Source organism: Antrihabitans auranticaus, from assembly GCF_016481275.1.
Classification (GTDB): Bacteria; Actinomycetota; Actinomycetes; order Mycobacteriales; family Mycobacteriaceae; genus Antrihabitans.
This window is the reverse complement of record NZ_JAEMNW010000006.1, coordinates 102409-117722: the sequence shown is the minus strand read 5'-3', so window position 1 is coordinate 117722 and position 15314 is coordinate 102409. Positions and strand designations below refer to the sequence as shown.

At 63.4% G+C, this 15314-nt stretch carries 14 protein-coding genes; 8 read left to right on the top strand and 6 right to left on the bottom strand.

Translation table 11 applies throughout. The features are described from left to right. The first annotated feature begins 6 nt into the window (after positions 1–6). Genes JGU72_RS23430 through JGU72_RS23415 form a run of 4 tightly spaced genes read left to right on the top strand, consistent with a single transcriptional unit; the run spans position 7 to position 4380 of the window. Entirely contained in the window at positions 7–1182 is a 1176-nt protein-coding gene (locus tag JGU72_RS23430) for an HpcH/HpaI aldolase/citrate lyase family protein (RefSeq protein WP_199686509.1), read from the top strand. Further along, the gene (locus JGU72_RS23425; protein ID WP_199686508.1) at positions 1179–2459 is read left to right on the top strand and encodes a phosphoribosyltransferase family protein; all 1281 of its coding nucleotides are present in this window, start codon (positions 1179–1181) and stop codon (positions 2457–2459) included. The genes JGU72_RS23430 and JGU72_RS23425 overlap by 4 nt, the downstream gene beginning before the upstream one ends. Further along, positions 2456–3568: a cysteine protease StiP family protein gene (locus JGU72_RS23420; protein ID WP_199686507.1), complete on the top strand. Its 1113-nt coding sequence runs from the start codon at positions 2456–2458 to the stop codon at positions 3566–3568. The genes JGU72_RS23425 and JGU72_RS23420 overlap by 4 nt, the downstream gene beginning before the upstream one ends. After that, entirely contained in the window at positions 3565–4380 is an 816-nt protein-coding gene (locus JGU72_RS23415) for an HAD family hydrolase (protein WP_199686506.1), read from the top strand. Before JGU72_RS23420 ends, JGU72_RS23415 begins: the two co-directional genes overlap by 4 nt. Before the next feature lie 98 nt (positions 4381–4478). Here JGU72_RS23415 and JGU72_RS23410 read toward each other — a convergent pair whose 3' ends face one another. The 6 genes from JGU72_RS23410 to JGU72_RS23385 form a co-directional block, all read right to left on the bottom strand. Beyond that, a complete protein-coding gene (locus JGU72_RS23410) occupies positions 4479–5231 on the bottom strand; it encodes an AIM24 family protein (RefSeq protein ID WP_199686505.1) in 753 nt (250 codons plus the stop codon). After that, positions 5228–5929, bottom strand: coding sequence for an AIM24 family protein (locus tag JGU72_RS23405; RefSeq protein ID WP_199686504.1), 702 nt, complete (start codon positions 5927–5929; stop codon positions 5228–5230). Before JGU72_RS23405 ends, JGU72_RS23410 begins: the two co-directional genes overlap by 4 nt. A gap of 5 nt (positions 5930–5934) precedes the next feature. Further along, complete coding sequence (locus tag JGU72_RS23400) at positions 5935–6561, bottom strand: AIM24 family protein (RefSeq protein ID WP_199686503.1); 627 nt, start codon at positions 6559–6561, stop codon at positions 5935–5937. A gap of 119 nt (positions 6562–6680) precedes the next feature. Further along, positions 6681–7406 carry a hypothetical protein gene (locus JGU72_RS23395; protein ID WP_199686502.1) on the bottom strand — a complete coding sequence of 242 codons (726 nt, stop codon included), beginning with the start codon at positions 7404–7406 and terminating at the stop codon, positions 6681–6683. Beyond that, positions 7403–9763: a TPR repeat domain-containing protein gene (locus tag JGU72_RS23390; RefSeq protein ID WP_199686501.1), complete on the bottom strand. Its 2361-nt coding sequence runs from the start codon at positions 9761–9763 to the stop codon at positions 7403–7405. The genes JGU72_RS23395 and JGU72_RS23390 overlap by 4 nt, the downstream gene beginning before the upstream one ends. Before the next feature lie 30 nt (positions 9764–9793). Further along, the gene (locus JGU72_RS23385) at positions 9794–10228 is read right to left on the bottom strand and encodes a hypothetical protein (RefSeq protein ID WP_199686500.1); all 435 of its coding nucleotides are present in this window, start codon (positions 10226–10228) and stop codon (positions 9794–9796) included. A gap of 147 nt (positions 10229–10375) precedes the next feature. Between JGU72_RS23385 and JGU72_RS23380 the strand changes: the two genes are divergently transcribed. The 4 genes from JGU72_RS23380 to JGU72_RS23365 all read left to right on the top strand — a co-directional run bounded on the left by JGU72_RS23380 (position 10376) and on the right by JGU72_RS23365 (position 15266). Then, positions 10376–11725 carry a TerD family protein gene (locus JGU72_RS23380; RefSeq protein ID WP_199686499.1) on the top strand — a complete coding sequence of 450 codons (1350 nt, stop codon included), beginning with the start codon at positions 10376–10378 and terminating at the stop codon, positions 11723–11725. Positions 11726–11731: 6 nt separating this feature from the next. After that, entirely contained in the window at positions 11732–13306 is a 1575-nt protein-coding gene (locus JGU72_RS23375; protein ID WP_199686498.1) for a TerD family protein, read from the top strand. A gap of 66 nt (positions 13307–13372) precedes the next feature. After that, the gene (locus JGU72_RS23370; RefSeq protein ID WP_199686497.1) at positions 13373–14392 is read left to right on the top strand and encodes an ABC transporter ATP-binding protein; all 1020 of its coding nucleotides are present in this window, start codon (positions 13373–13375) and stop codon (positions 14390–14392) included. Continuing rightward, the gene (locus JGU72_RS23365; protein WP_199686496.1) at positions 14385–15266 is read left to right on the top strand and encodes an ABC transporter permease; all 882 of its coding nucleotides are present in this window, start codon (positions 14385–14387) and stop codon (positions 15264–15266) included. The genes JGU72_RS23370 and JGU72_RS23365 overlap by 8 nt, the downstream gene beginning before the upstream one ends. Positions 15267–15314: the final 48 nt, after the last annotated feature.

Below are 15314 nucleotides of genomic sequence, written 5' to 3'. Positions count from 1 at the left end.
GGGACGATGACCAAACCGAACATGCTGCGGCACTTCCGGCAGTTGGAGCCCGATACGCAAGACGAGCTGTTCTTCCGTGTACCCGAGGCTTTCGACGATCGCGACGACCGCAATCTGCTGGCTGTCGCGCTCGGCGCGACACTGTACGTTCCCGCGACGCGTCCGGATCTCGCCGCCGCGATCGGGCGCCGGGCCAGCGAGGGCGTCTGCTCGATGGTCCTCGACCTCGAGGACGCCATCGCCGACCACGAGGTCGACGAGGCGCTGACCAACGCCGTCAACGTGCTGGACGAATTGGCCGGAACTGACGCCGCGAGCGTGCTGCTCTTCGTCCGGGTGCGCAATCCGGAGGCCATTCGGGAGATCGCGGAGCGACTGACGACCGGCGTGCAGTCGCTCACCGGTTTCGTCATCCCGAAGTTCGACAGCGAAACTGGCGGCAAGTTCCTCGAAGAAGTCGCGTATGCGTCGAACCTGCTGGGCAAGCACATATACGCGATGCCCGTCCTCGAGTCGCCCGAGTTGGTGCATCGCGAGACGCGTGATCAGGAGCTTCGCGACATCGTCGGCGTTCTCGCCGGTCACCGCGACCGAATTCTCGCGGTCCGAATCGGCGCTACCGACATGTGTGGCACGTTCGGCATTCGCCGCGACCGCGATCTGACGATCTACGACGTCCGCGTTGTTGTCGACGTCATCGCCGCGGTCGTCAACTACCTGGGCCGTGCGGACGGCACGGGATTCGTGATCACGGGCCCGGTGTGGGAGTACTTCGCCGATCACGAGCGCATGTTCCGGCCGATGCTGCGCACGACGCCCTTCGCCGAGCACGACGCGGTGCGGTTCCGTGAGCACCTGGTCAGCCGCGACCTCGACGGTCTACTCCGCGAGATCGCGCTCGACCGTGCAAACGGCATCCAGGGTAAGACCGTCATTCACCCGTCGCACGTGTCCGCGGTGCACGCACTGTGTGCCGTTACCCACGAGGAGTACCACGACGCCGTCGACATCCTCGGTTCGACGACCGGTGGCGTGCAGGCCTCCGGCTATCGAAACAAGATGAACGAGAACAAGCCGCATCGCAGCTGGGCGGAGCAGACCCTGTTGCGCGCCAAGGTATTCGGAGTCACCAACAAAGGTGTGACGTTCGTCGATCTGCTGACCGCGCTGGTCGACCGATGACGGAGACCGGCACCGTGCCGTGGGCGACTCGTGAACTCGGATTCGGTGTGGTGCACACGGATTCGTCGAGCAGCTGGACGGTTTCGGAACTCGTCGAACCGGGCTTGCGCCGGAACCCCAAGCGCGCCCACCTGCTGGTCTCGACGGTGCTCGGCAAACACATCCCGACGCCGCCGAGCGCCGTGATAGCGGCCGCGAATCAACTGGGCGGGCTGGTCCTCACAGCGCTGGGTCCCGACGCGGCAGCAGTTGTCGTGCTCGGCTTTGCGGAAACCGCAACGGGCCTCGGTCATTGCGTCGCGACCCGGATCGGTGCGCAGTGCTACATCCACTCGACGCGGCGGCACGTGCCTGGAGTCGAACTCCATGCCGGGTTCGAGGAGGGGCACTCCCACGCGACGAGCCACATGTTGCTGCCGACTGCGCCCGAACTCTTCGGCAACGACCTTCCTCTCGTTCTCGTCGACGACGAAATCTCTACCGGCGCTACGGCAATCGATGCGATTCGTGCGCTACATCAGCACAACCCGCGCCGCCACTACGTCATCGCTGCGCTGGTGGACATGCGGACCGCCGAACATCGCCGGGTAATCGACGCGGCCGCTGCCGAGTTGTCTGCCCAGATCGATTTCGTCAGTCTCGCAACGGGAACGGCAGTTCTTCCGGCAGGATTGGTGGACTCGGTCGCGGCGCTGCCGGATCCCGTTTTGAATCCGGTGTCGAGCGCACAGGGCTCGGTCGATCGAATCGACCTTCCGTGGCCGGCGAGTGTTCCCGACGGCGGCAGGCACGGATTTCTACACAAGGACAACCCCGCCTTCGACAGCGCGATCACCGTCATCGCCGACCTCCTGACCGACCGCATCGGTGCGCCCCGACCCGTGATCGTCGTGGGACACGAAGAGTTGATGTATCTGCCGCTGCGCGTGGCCGAGGCGCTGTCGAACTCCGGGTATCCGGTTCTGTTCCAGACGACTACGCGTTCTCCCGCATATGTTCTCGACGTACCCGGCTATCCGTTGCGCCGCGGTTTCCGCTTCCTCGCACCGGAGGCCGGCGAGGCAGAACCACGTTTCCTCTACAACGCGCAATGGCTCGAGGCTGTGGATGAAGCGCTGATCGTCGTGGTCGTCGATGCACCGGCAGACACAGAGCGACTGACCGCCGCAGGCGGCTTGCTCGACGTCCTCACCCGTGCCGGAGCCGAAGTTCTGCTTGCTGTCGTTCCCGGAGCCGACCCCGCCGCACTTCGCGCGGCGAGAAAGGACTCGCAGTGACGACGCCGTTGACCGGTCCGGAATTTGGATCGTATTCGCCTGCCGAGGTCACCTGGTTGCTGAAGGATCTTTCGCACCTCGACCTAGAAGCTGATATCGCACTGCGCGAGAAGCAGATTCAAGCCGGCACCGCCCACTACGCCGAATCTCTCCCGATCGAGTACCAACCCGACGCGGCGTATCGCGAGCTTTTCGACAAGGTCCTACAGGCCAGCGCGGAACGCCTGGCGCACGCCGTCGGCGTTGTGACCGACCTCGTACTGCGCGAACGTGGTGACGACATAGTCCTCGTGTCCTTGGCGCGTGCCGGCACACCGGTCGGCATCCTGATGCGCCGCTGGGCGCAGGTCGTACACGGTCTGGCGATTCCGCACTATGCGGTATCTATCGTGCGTGACCGCGGCATCGATGCCGCGGCGTTGGATTATCTTGCAAAACATCATGATTCGGAGTCGATCGTCTTCGTGGATGGTTGGACCGGCAAGGGCGCGATCGCCAAAGAGTTGACTGCCGCACTCGACGAATACCGACTCGCCGGTGGTGCGAAGTTCAACGACGATCTAGCTGTCCTTGCCGATCCTGGCTATTGCGTCCGGACGTACGGCACTCGCGACGACTTCCTCATCGCATCGGCGTGTCTCAATTCCACTGTGTCGGGGTTGGTTTCGCGCACCGTTCTGAACGACACGGTGATCGGGCCGGGCGAGTTCCACGGTGCGAAGTTCTACAGCGAACTTGCCGACGACGATGTGTCCAACACTCTCCTCGACACGGTCAGTGCCCGATTCGCCGATGTGCGAGAACAGGTTCCGGCCACTGTCCAGGCAATCCTCGACTCCGACCGCACGCCGACCTGGGCCGGCTGGAAATCAGTCGAGCGCGTACGCGACCAGTACGGAATCTCTACGGTGAACTTCGTCAAACCCGGTGTGGGAGAGACGACTCGGGTGCTCCTGCGCCGGGTGCCGTGGCGAGTTCTCGTTCGCGAGCTGCACTCACCCGAACACGCGCATATACGGATGCTCGCGCAGGCACGCGGAGTCCCGGTCGACGAAGTCCCGGATCTCGCATACTCGTGCATGGGCCTTGTGAAGGACGTTGCCGAATGAACACTCTCATCGCGACCGACCTCGATCGGACGATGATCTATTCGAAGGGCGCGATCAAGGCCGCGCCGACGAATGCTGCGATTCGCTGCGTCGAACTGGACAAGGGCAATGCGGCTTCCCACATGACCGTGGACGCGGCAAACCTGCTGCAGGACTTGGCGTCCAGGGTGCCACTGATCCCCACGACGACGCGCACGATCGCGCAGTACAAGCGCATCCACCTACCCGGTGAGCCCTTTCGATATGCGATAACGAGCAACGGTGGAAATATTCTGGTCGACGGTGCGCCGGACCACGAATGGCGCTCGGCCGTCGTAGATGCCACGAACGCGTCCGGTGCAAGTCTCGACGACGTCAGCCGTGACGTCCACGAGCGAATCAGTTCCGACTGGGTCGACAAGTTTCGGGTCGCCGACGACATGTTCTGCTACCTCGTCGTCAAGTTGGAGGCGCTGCCGCCGACCTTCCTGGCCGAGTGGGGGCAATGGTGTGCCGATCACGGCTGGAGTGCATCTCAGCAGGGCCGCAAGATCTACGCCATGCCGTCCACGATCTGCAAGAGTCGGGCGGTCGCAGAAGTGCGCAAGCGGTTGATAGAGGAAGGCGAACTCGACTCTGCCGCAAGGGTGATCGCGGCCGGTGACGGTGCGCTCGACGCCGAGATGCTCATGGCAGCAGACGCCGCAATCCGGCCACGGCACGGCGAGCTGGAAGCCTTGAACTGGCAGCACCCCACGGTCGCATTGACCGACAAAATGGGCATCGAGGCAGGCGAAGAAATAGTCCGCTGGTTCGCTGCGCAAGCCGCCTGAGTCAGGCGTCCGAGCCACCGCCGACAAATCGCTCGGCTGCATTGCCGGGAACGATCAGTTGACCGAGCTGTCGGGTCACCCGGCCGATCATCGCTGCCTCAGTACCGTTGCTGCCCGCCCATTTGGGAGGTGATGACACTGTTCAGCCGTTGCAGCCCAACGGCACTGAGCCCGTGTAACTGACCCTCGATCGTCCGGACGACAAAGCTGTCGTCGAGGATCTTCTCGCTCGACTGAATCAGAACCGTTCCCGCACCGGTGAAATCGAACTGACGCTCCTCACCGGAGTTGATTCCGAAGCGCGCGGCACCGGCGGCAAGGAAGCTGGTGATCCAGCCCTGGTCGTAATGATGACTCGGCGACGGGCAATCGGCCCAGCCCACGAGTGCCTCCGGATCGACTCGCAGCGGCGGCTCGGCGAACATCACCGGCCCGTTGGAGGACGCCAGAAACTTTCCGGTCCCGATCAATGTCAAGAAGCCGGGGACGATCGACTGATTCAGCGAAAGGCCCGGCTGAAATGCCAGCAGGTTGGCGGCACGGATGGTGAGGTTGCCGTCTTCGAGGTCGTAGGAATTGATGTCGTAACCACGGTCGCCGATGATCAGCTTTCCGAAGCCCTCGGCGACCGCATAGTCACCCATGTACAGAGGCGCGGAAAATTGCTGCGAAACCATGTGTAGAACACCGCCCTGCAAACCGTGCGTCAGCGGACGGAATTCCATTTGTCCGTAGTACGCAATCATTGCGCCTTTGCGGATGAACCACGGCGAGTTCAGATCGATGTTGTACGCATAGCTGTTGTCGGGCAGATTGTCGTCGCCGTTCAGCACTGACGGATTGAGAATCACAGCTTTTCCTCCGAAGCCTGGACGTAGACGATTCCCTGGCCGACGCACTGCAGTTGCATGGCCTCGCCGGCTCCGCGGCCGACCGCGTCACGCCAGCTCATCGCGGTCTTCAATTCGGTCTGAACATTTCCATAGCAGCCGACGAATGCCTGCGGATCGACGACTATCGGAGCTGGGCCACCGACCTGCAATTCGATCAACCCGCCGTGGGCGAGGAGAACCGCACTTCCATGCCCGGAAAGTTGCGTCGTGAACATCCCCTGACCGGTCAGTGCGCCCGACGCCGCACCACGCAGCGCGCCCATCATGCCGCGTCCACCGCCGCCGCCACTTTGACCCACCACAGAAACGACGGAACTCTGCAATCCCGCGGTGTTCGCCAGCAACCGCGAGGCTTCCACGCGAAGGGACGCGCCCATCTGCAGGTCGACGACATGGACCTCGAGACCGGCATATCCGTAGTGGACCTCGCCGTTTCCCTGCGCCATCATCGTGGCCTCGTGCTCGCCCTGCATCATGCGACCGGCCATCCGCGCGATCCCGCCCATGCCACCCATCTGGGCGGCGCCAGGCACCTGATGCGGCGAAAAGCTCACCTGACCGCTGTAGAAAAGCATTGCCCCGGTGCGCGCGACTACCCCGCCGGCCTGGCCGACGTTGACCTTGACGACCTTCGAATTGACCTTCTGGAATGCCATTGTTCCTACCGTTCTGCCGGCTGGATGGAGACGACGCCGACGCCTTCCCAGCGCAATGAGAACGCTTCGCCGCTGCCCTGGCCGATTGCGCTTCGCCATGACACATCGGTGATGAACGATTGCTGCAGTTGGCCTTTGGCGCAGACAAAAGCGTCAGGATCGACGACGAGCGGGTACTGCGGAGACACCTCGAGGTGAATCAGTGGGCCGCCTGCCGAAAGCAACGCAACCTGTCCATGGCCAGTCACCTTCGTCGTGAACAGACCCTGCCCCGACGATGCGCCGCGCAATCCAGCGAAAGTGACGTTCGTTTGCAGGTTGCCGTTCAACGCCAGCAGCTGGCGCGACTCGACCTGCATGATGTCGTTCGGGTTGATCTCGACGACTGAGACGTTCTGCCCGTTGACCGCCAAATAGACGCGACCGTTGCCTGTGCACTCCATTAGCGTCAGGGATTCACCGGTCGCCTTCTGCTTCAAGCCCGCAAGGATGCCCTGGCCACCGCCGAAGCCCGCAGATTTGAACTGAACTTGGCCCTCGTACGCGACCATCGAACCCGAGATCGCCTTGATACTCGTGTTCGAAAGCTGTGCTTCGACAACTCTTTTCGACTTCTCGACCAGGTACCCCATACTCGGCTCTCTACGCGTGAGGTCGACGCCTCTGTTCGGACGCTTCGGGAGACACCGTTCGTGCTCGTCGAAACACTAACCGATGTTGGTATTGCGACGCCCGCGAAGAGTGTTAGCAATTAGCGTGGGGTCGGACTCGGGTCGGTCCTCGGCGGCGGCCCGAAGACGAAGGGCTGGGGCATGTGGGGTTCACAGGTGGCTGCCGCACTGCGACCGGCAGTACCGGCGCGACCACCAGTCGCCAGCCAGCGCGGTTGTTCCGTCGTCCGGCCCGTCGCGTCCGCCTCTGTGGTCCAGTCTATGAACGTGAAGGTCGACATAAATCTCACGCCTTCGAGGTAAGGGTCCTTGTTGACGAGTTGACCGTCGCCATTCAGCACGTATTCGCCAGGGGTGAAGTACAGACACAGGTTTACCTCTACACGGCTGTCCGTCAGCGCGACGGCATCGACCACTCGGTAGGTGTAACCGCCAGTGCTCGGTGGTCCTCGAAGTTCGTCGGGGTACACGTGACGCGATACCCGCCGTGTGGTCCGCCGCTGGTACTCGTCTGCGTCCTGTTGATTCAAGACCGCGTTGGACATGAGCGTCTCGGTTTCCGCAGCGAACTCGGCCGCTGCGCGGATCCTTGGATCGTCGATCTGAACCGCCAACTCCCACGTATCGTGCCGCGGTGGATACCCGGGCAGCACCGAGTCGTTGTCGGTTCGGGTGGTGTATCGCTCGGTCGTCGGCGTTACAGGGGACGGATCATTCGGCTCTTGACGCCCACACGCACCGGTGAATCCGAGAATCAACACCACGGCGACGAACCCGACTGTCCACCGCCGAAATCGCGTCGTCATTGGTTTCCCGTCAGCCAAATCTCGAGCTGCGTCAATTCTTTGGCGACATCGTCACCGACGCCGATCTTGTAGTTCGTCCCGTAATCGGAGGCGAAATCAGCCGCGTCCGACCCGATGAACCTCGTGAAGGTCGCCAACCAGCCCGGATTCGTGCCGGCCGTGAGGCTGACCGGGACCGGCTGCCCGTCCACTCCGATGGGCGTCAGAGACTCGTCTCGATACCCGTTCGCAGCGGCTGCCTGCAACATGTCGTCCAAGATCTGCCGTTCGCCCGCGATTGCTATGAGCTTTGGATCAGGCAATGGCACGCGCTGTGCCTCCGGCTCGTCGCCGATGATCCCGGTGATGATTCCTTCGCGCGCGGCGTCGATGCCCGCCCCTGCGAGAGCTTCCGCGAACGGACCAGCTGGGCCCAGTCGAGTCGAAACGGCCTCCACACCCTGTTCGATCGGCACGGCTGCAACGTCGGCGATTCGATCGGCAATCGTCCGTTTGATGTCGTATGTGTGCTGCGCCGCCTCGTTTGCGTCGGCGATGTCGTGGCCCAGCCGAAAGGTTTGCGCGTTGACCGTGTTCGTTGTGACCCGCTCATCGAGGGTCATGATCTCGCTCTCGTACAGAAAGGCTGTGTTCGGATTCGCGGGGTCTCGGAACGCCTCGTTCAGCACGCTGTTCTTGTACAGCTCGTTCGCAGCGATCACATTGTGCAAGCCAGTCTCGGACTGACTCGCCAAGAAGATCAAGCGATCACCGTCGTCGCGGCTGAACGCCACAGTCCCGTCGAAGGCGTCCACTGTCTGCGCCAGATCCGGGCGAATAATCGATCCGAGATTGTTCGAGACAACTTTGCTCAGCGTGTCCGCAAGCTCGGGATTCGAGTGGAAGGAGTTCGCGAATTGCTCGAAGGAACCTGCGCCTTCGGGGAGCTTCTGGTCGTCGTACCGCGCGCCGTCTTCTATCGTCGGGACAAAGATGTCGGGCAGTGCTTTCAGTGCGGTGCGCGCGTATTCGCCTTCGCGGCCGTGCTCGCCGGCGCCCTCCGCAGTCCAGCCGAATATCTTGGCTGCCGAACGCCCGTCGTCGTCCCAATCGTGACCGAATACGACGTTCGCAAAGTTGTCGCGCGCCTTCACTCCGACGGGTTCGGCACCACTGAGCAGAATCGAGCTGGCCTCGTGGTTTCGTGACCCGACCTCCAGGTAATTCCGCAGCGACGCGTCCAAATCCCTGTACTCGTATTGATTCCGCAAGTAATCCAACTGGGTCAGCGAGGCGACCTGCCGGTCCAGGTTCAGTGCCAGATCCCGGCCAGGCGTGTAAAAGAATGCGCCGGGGTCGTTCAGCAGCTTTCCGAGTTCGATTGACTCATCGATCGACGACCGCGCGTACCGATCGGCGTCTGCATCGGAACCGTTCTTGTCCGCACCCCAATATCTGTTTCCGACAAGGACTTGCAGGTCTCTCGGAAGTTTGTCGAACCCACCGGTTTGGTTGGACGGCGTCCGAACATCTTCGTTCGACAAGGTCAGAAGGCCGGCCGCGGCAGCAGCAACCGTTGTGCGAGCGTCGTTGCCATCGTTGTTCGCAGGATTGTCGGCGAGGGCGAGGATTCCGTCCTTGCCGGCGGCGTCGAAGAACGATCGAAGGTAGCTCATCTGATGATCGGTGACGATCACCTGTTCGCCGCGTGCGATTGCGTCCAACTGATCGCGCGACAGATCGAGCGATTTGAGCCTTGCCTCAGCGGCCTCGCTCAGTAGACCGTCACGCGCGTCCTCGCCGTCCGATCGCCCCGAATCTGCGTTGACTCCCAGAATGGGTTTGCCGTCGCGACCGATACCGGCGGCGTCGATCGCGTCCAGCATCGCTGCAGCGGACTCGTCTTCGATCGTGTCGCCGCGCACCATCAGCGTGTTCGCGGCTTCGACAAGTTCGCGCTCGTGCGCCCGCCGCGCGTCGTTGACCGCGGTCTGATGCCCGCCGTCGTCGGACGGCGAAGCCGGATATCCCCACAGATTCGCGATCGAACCGTCATCACCGATTGCGAATCCGTCTGCCCCCGCAGCATTTTCGAGCGCCACGAGATCGCTTTTCAGCGCAACTACATCATCCTTCGTCGCCTCGACAGCTTTCCGGACCGCGGCGAGCATTTCCATGTGCGACCCGACATCGCGCTGGACTTTCTCGATCGCCCCGCGTGCGGCGTCACCGGTTTCGCCGTCCCACATCTCGAGCTTGCCCCGGTCTGCGAGCTCGCCCTCGAGCGTCAGTGCCGTGCTGTTCTGCGTATTCAATCTGCTGACAACGTCGCTCAGCGCATCCGGATCCCAGCGCCGAATCTCACCGATGGATACCATCCGATTCCCCCTCCGAAAGGCTCGGTGTGACTAGATGTCGAGCAGCGGTGAAGGTTTCGAACCAGCGGTCGCAGGCTGATCGATCGGGCGCCCGGCGGTCGAAAGCGCCTGGACGAACACGGCTTGCGCCGCCGAATAGGTATCGGCGCTGTTGGAGATCGACTGACTCGCACTCAGCACCGCAGTCCGCATGGCATCTGCGTCACCGGCAATTCTGGCGAGCACCGCCGAATACGCAGCGGTCCCCGTTCGCATCCAGGCGTTCTCGATCTCGTGCAGCTTCGCCTGCCCAATCTGCATCGCCGCGTGCGCCGTATCGATCGAGGTCGACAGACCCGCGGCCGCGACGTGCAGGCTCGCAATATCAACATTCAGCCACCTTGCGGTGGCGGACGGCTCCCCAGCCATGATTCCCCCGGTTTCGTCGTTGACCGACTCGGCCGAAAGTACCGGAGGCCTGGTCATCGGTCAAAACACCCAGTTCGGACAGCAACCCTGTCGCCGTCGTCGCGTTGCTCTCGTACAGTGGCGGAGAAAGTACAAATCGGATCTCGTCAGCTTCCAGCTCGCCTCCGCGATGCGGCCCGCCAACATACTTAAAGGACCAGCACCTTGTCTGCAGCGCTCGCCAAGGGTCAGAACGGCCCGCTCGCCGTCAACGATGTCGTTATTTCTGTTCAACTCGGCGCTCCGGCAGACCTGTCGGCGCTGCTCGTGAAGCCGGACGGCAAAGTTCGTTCGGACGCTGATTTCGTATTCTTCAACCAGCCGACCGGTCCGGGCGTGCGCCTGCAGCCCGGTGCCGCCGGTCAACCCGCATCGCTGGCGGTTTCGCTCGGCCAGATACCCGCGGATATCGACCAGGTTCGTGCAGTCATCACGCTGGATGACGCCAACAGCAACTTCGGGCGGTCCGCGGCACCGATCGCGCGGATTGCCGACGCGTCGGGAAATCAGTTGTTCGAGTACAGGATCGACGGGCTGAGCAGCGAATCCATCGTTATCGCCATGGAGATCTACCGCCGCCAGGGCGCCTGGAAGGTCCGCGCGGTCGGCCAGGGCTACGCGGGCGGATTCGCGGCACTGGTCACCGATCACGGTGTGTCCGTCGACGACGCCCCTGCAGCACCCCCGGCTGCCCCACCTGCGCCACCGGCCTACGCTCCGCCGCCTCAGCAGTCCTACCCGCCTGCGCCGCCCGCCTACACGCCGCCGCCGGCGCCCACGGCTTACGCACCACCACCGCCCCCGCCGAACTACCCGCCGCCACCGAACTACCCGCCGGCACAGCCGGCGCCGCAGTATCAGCAACCGGCCGCTTATGCGCCGCCGCCGGCGGGTCCGCCGCCCGGGCAGGGCGGCGAGGTCAGCTTGTCGAAGAACCGCCCGGTCAGCCTGACCAAGGGGCAGAAGGTCACGCTCAAGAAAGACGGCGGCGTCGCGCTCACAGTGCTTCGCATGGGCCTCGGCTGGGATCCGGTCAAGACGCGGGGCATGTTCGGAAACCGCACGCCCGACATCGATCTCGACGCATCGGCGGTCTTGTGCGCGGATACCGGAATCGTCGATGTCGCCTACTACGGTCAGCTGACCTCAAAGGACGGCTCGATTCGGCACCAGGGTGACAACCTCACCGGTGAAGGTGAGGGCGACGACGAGGTCATCAACGTCGACCTCACGCGGATCCCGCCGCACGTTTCGACGATCATTTTCCTCGTCACGTCCTACAAGGGACACACGTTCGAGCAGGTGTCGAATGCCTTCTGCCGCTTGGTAGACGGGACGACGAATGCCGAGCTGGCCCGGTACACCCTGCAGGGCGGTATGCCGTTCACAGCGATGGTCATGGCGAAGGTCTACCGCGCCGGCGGCGAGTGGAAACTGCAGGCAATCGGTGAAGGTATGCAGGCCAAGCACCCAGGCGAGGCAGCACCACAGCTCGGCCGATTCCTGCAGGCGTAGGTAGCAATGGCGTTGCAGATGGTGCCGGGTCAGAACGCGCCGCTTTCGGCCCGGACACTGCATTTCGCGGCGACCAGCAACACGGCACTCGACGTGTCGGCGTTGCTGGTCGACGTGAACTTGCAGGCAGTCTCGTCGGACGAGTTCGTGTTCTACAACAAGCCCCGAACATCCGGCGTCGCGCTGCAATCCGGCGGATTGACGATCGAACTGGGCGAGATCCGAGCCGACGCGAGTGCCGTGTTGTGCCTCGTCAGCGTCGATCCGGCAACGGCAGCGGGTAAGTCGTTCACGGGCTTGTCGGCATCGTTGGCGGACGCGCACGGCACCACCGTCGCGGCATTCGACATCCCGTTGCGCGGCGGCGAAGCCGCGGTCATCTGCTTCGAGCTCTACCGCAAAGGTGACAGCTGGAAGGTGCGCGCCGTCGGCCAGGGGTACGCAGGTGGTCTGGCGCAACTGATCACAACGCACGGAGTCGTGGTCGACGACCAGCCCGTCGTGGTGACCGCGTCCGCACCGCCGGTGAACCTCGCCATGCCCGCGCCCGCGCCCGCCGGCGTGCCCCTCGATCGCGCTCGGGCGTACGAGCGGATGTGGATGATCTTCGAGGACGCGGCGCGTTCTGCTTCCGCCTACATTTCGGCGAGCGACTACGCGGCGAAGCGCCTAGACCTGGACCTGACGGACGCCATCGCCGACCCGACGATGCGAAACTCGCCGGCGGCCACCCAGGCGCGGGATGTCGCGCACAAGCGCCACGACGACGTGGTCGCAGCGGCAAAGGTCAGCTACGACGCCGATTCCGAGCAACTCATTCGCGAACTCCATTCCATCGATCCGGACCTGCCACGGTCGCTCGCGTCCTGGGATTCGCCGGTGTGGCAGTTCGGCGCGGCCCAACCGGATCCAAGTGACGGAATTCGCCTCGGTGAACTGTCCGCAGCCGAGCGCGGGGCGCTGCGCATACCCTTCTGCGTAAGGCTTCCGCTTCTGCGGCCGTTGTGGCTGGACACCGAAACCTCCAGTGCCGCAGCACCGGTAGTGGCGTCGCTCGTTGCGCGGATCATTTCTGCCACAGCGCCGACTCCGACGCTGGAAGTCGTCGACCTCACCGCCGCACTGGATTTGCTGACGACACCGCTGACACGCTTGCTCGGCGGCCCCGTCGTGCGCAACCACTCGGATATCTCCACGCGCCTGGAGTCGATCACCAACTCGCTGGAACTCGCAGAGCTCGCGGTGCGCAACGGCATGCCCGAATTGGCGCCACCGGATCGAGTGGTCGTGCTGTCCGACTTCCCGCACGGCTATCAGAGCGAAGACGTCGCCCGGATCATCGACCTCGCGGCGGTCGCACAGTCGACGGGACTGTCGTTGATTCTCGTCGGTTCGGACGAATCACGTTCCGGTGACCAGCAATTGGCCGCACTCGCTCGGCACTGTCAACACTTTCCGGTAGGCGGCACAATGCGAATGCTGGATCCGTGGACGCAGAACGAATGGGAATTCACGCCGGATTCCGTCCCCGTGGATGCGGATCGACTCGCTCGCGTGATGAGTTTGCTCGACAGCCTCTGAGCCCGACATGTCGGTGGCGCCAGCTACTGTCTTCCAACGAACGCGCATCGCTGGGGGGAGGCGTCGATGAAGTTCGACTTTGTGAACGGCTTTCCGGTCATCGGCGCCGCGGTGCTGCTCGCGCTGTACCTCGGCGTCGCGGTTGGCGCACGATTGCGGCCGCACAGATTTCGGAGCGAGCCGGGTCTGGAATCGATACCGCTGGTTGTTCGTGGGCTGTCGAAATCGATCGGCGGCACATGCGTGGTCGCTGACGTGTCCTTCGACGTACGACGGGGTCGCATCGTCGGCCTGCTCGGACCGAACGGCGCCGGCAAGACGACGATCCTGCGGATGCTCGTCGGGCTGGCCGAACCCGACACGGGCTCTGCATTCGCATTCGGCTATCGCATCGAGGCAGGTGTTCCGGTGCTCTCACGGATCGGCGTGTGCATCGAATCTCCTGGACTCATGCCACATCTGAGTGGCTGGGACAACTTGCGGAGCCTGTGGTCGGTGACCGGCCGACCGTTCGCCGAGTCCGCGATCGACGACGTCGCCCGCCTATCCGGCCTCGGTACTGCGTTGCAGCGCAAAGTATCCGAGTATAGCCTCGGCATGCGGCATCGGCTCGCGCTTGCGCAAGCGATGCTCGGCTTGCCCGAGCTCTTGATCTTGGACGAACCCGCCCACGGCCTCGACCCCACACAGATCAGATTCCTGCGAACCATGCTGCGCGAATATGCCGCGAGCGGGCGAACGGTACTGATCTCCAGTCATCATCTCGAGGAAGTCGAGCTGACGTGTTCGGACGTCATCCTTGTCCGCAGCGGATCGGTGGTCCTGGCCGGAGCGGTCGACGAATTATCCACTCGTACAACCAGTCTCTTGATCTCCGTGGACAGGCCCGACGAAGCCGAGGCGCTGTACGCGGGCGTTGCCGGCGTCACGTGCCGAGCCGACGGCGCGACACTGCACCTCGACGTCATGAGCACCGACCTCGCCGACGCACTTCGTCCGCTTGTGGAGGCGGGCATTGCGGTGCGGTCGGTGCAGTCACGCAGCCGTCTCGAAGATGTCTATTTCGCGGCGGTGGAGAATGGCTGAACCAGCCGCACGACGAGTCGAAGTCGGCGCCGGTGGCGGTGCCGCCGCCTACCGGCGCACACGCGCCCTCTCGATCTCCGTCGAGGTCCGGCGCCAGTTCTCGCGCCGCGGTATTCAGTTGATGCTCGTGGCGATGGCGGTGCTGCCGTGCCTGCTTGCGGGCGCAGTCAGCGCGGGAAAGAGCGGCGTCGCCGTCAACGCGCAATTGCTATCCGACATGGCGACAAGCAGCGCCGCGAACTTCGCAGTGTTCGCGATAGTGGCGGGCAGCCAGTTCGGCCTTGTGCTGATGGTCGCCTACGTCATGGGCGAGGCGGTCGCCCGCGATTCACAGTGGCTCTACCTACGCGTGCTGCTCACCGTTCCCGTTCCACGCGGCCAACTCTTGCGACGAAAGTTCATCGCGTGCGGAATCGTCTGTATCAGTGGGCTTCTCGTGTTCGCGACGGTCAGCGTTGTCATCGGTCTGGTGTTCTACGGACACGGACCTCTGACGCCGGTAAGTGGCGCGCAAGTCGAGACGTCCGGGCTCGCGTGGCGCTTGGCGGCGATTCTCGTCTACATAGGTGTCTACCTGATGTGGATCGGCGCCCTCGCGATCTTTCTATCGGTGCTGGCCAGGGACAACCCCGTCGCCGCCGTGGGTGGGACGGTCGTGGTCACGCTGTGTTCTCACCTGTTCGGCGGGTTGCCCACGCTGCAGGGCTTGCGGGCGATCCTGCCGACCCGAAACTACGACGCGTGGTTGATGCTGACACGTACAGACGTCGATTGGTTCGGGATGCGGTGGGGCCTGTTCCTCTCACTGTTCTACACCGGCGTTTTCTTCCTTCTCGCATACGTCCGGTTCACCACTAAGGACATCGCAAAATGACCACCCTACGATCGAGCCACCTACCAGGTGCGCGACTGCCGCTCCGAG

Bases quoted from the DNA above. Each gene is read 5' to 3' on its own strand.
- JGU72_RS23370 (WP_199686497.1), top strand. From the start codon at position 13,373: ATGAAGTTCGACTTTGTGAACGGCTTTCCGGTCATCGGCGCCGCGGTG.
- JGU72_RS23375 (WP_199686498.1), top strand. From the start codon at position 11,732: ATGGCGTTGCAGATGGTGCCGGGTCAGAACGCGCCGCTTTCGGCCCGG.
- JGU72_RS23415 (WP_199686506.1), top strand. From the start codon at position 3,565: ATGAACACTCTCATCGCGACCGACCTCGATCGGACGATGATCTATTCG.
- JGU72_RS23400 (WP_199686503.1), bottom strand. From the start codon at position 6,561: ATGGGGTACCTGGTCGAGAAGTCGAAAAGAGTTGTCGAAGCACAGCTT.
- JGU72_RS23395 (WP_199686502.1), bottom strand. From the start codon at position 7,406: ATGACGACGCGATTTCGGCGGTGGACAGTCGGGTTCGTCGCCGTGGTG.
- JGU72_RS23390 (WP_199686501.1), bottom strand. From the start codon at position 9,763: ATGGTATCCATCGGTGAGATTCGGCGCTGGGATCCGGATGCGCTGAGC.
- JGU72_RS23430 (WP_199686509.1), top strand. From the start codon at position 7: ATGACCAAACCGAACATGCTGCGGCACTTCCGGCAGTTGGAGCCCGAT.
- JGU72_RS23425 (WP_199686508.1), top strand. From the start codon at position 1,179: ATGACGGAGACCGGCACCGTGCCGTGGGCGACTCGTGAACTCGGATTC.
- JGU72_RS23385 (WP_199686500.1), bottom strand. From the start codon at position 10,228: ATGACCAGGCCTCCGGTACTTTCGGCCGAGTCGGTCAACGACGAAACC.
- JGU72_RS23405 (WP_199686504.1), bottom strand. From the start codon at position 5,929: ATGGCATTCCAGAAGGTCAATTCGAAGGTCGTCAAGGTCAACGTCGGC.
- JGU72_RS23365 (WP_199686496.1), top strand. From the start codon at position 14,385: ATGGCTGAACCAGCCGCACGACGAGTCGAAGTCGGCGCCGGTGGCGGT.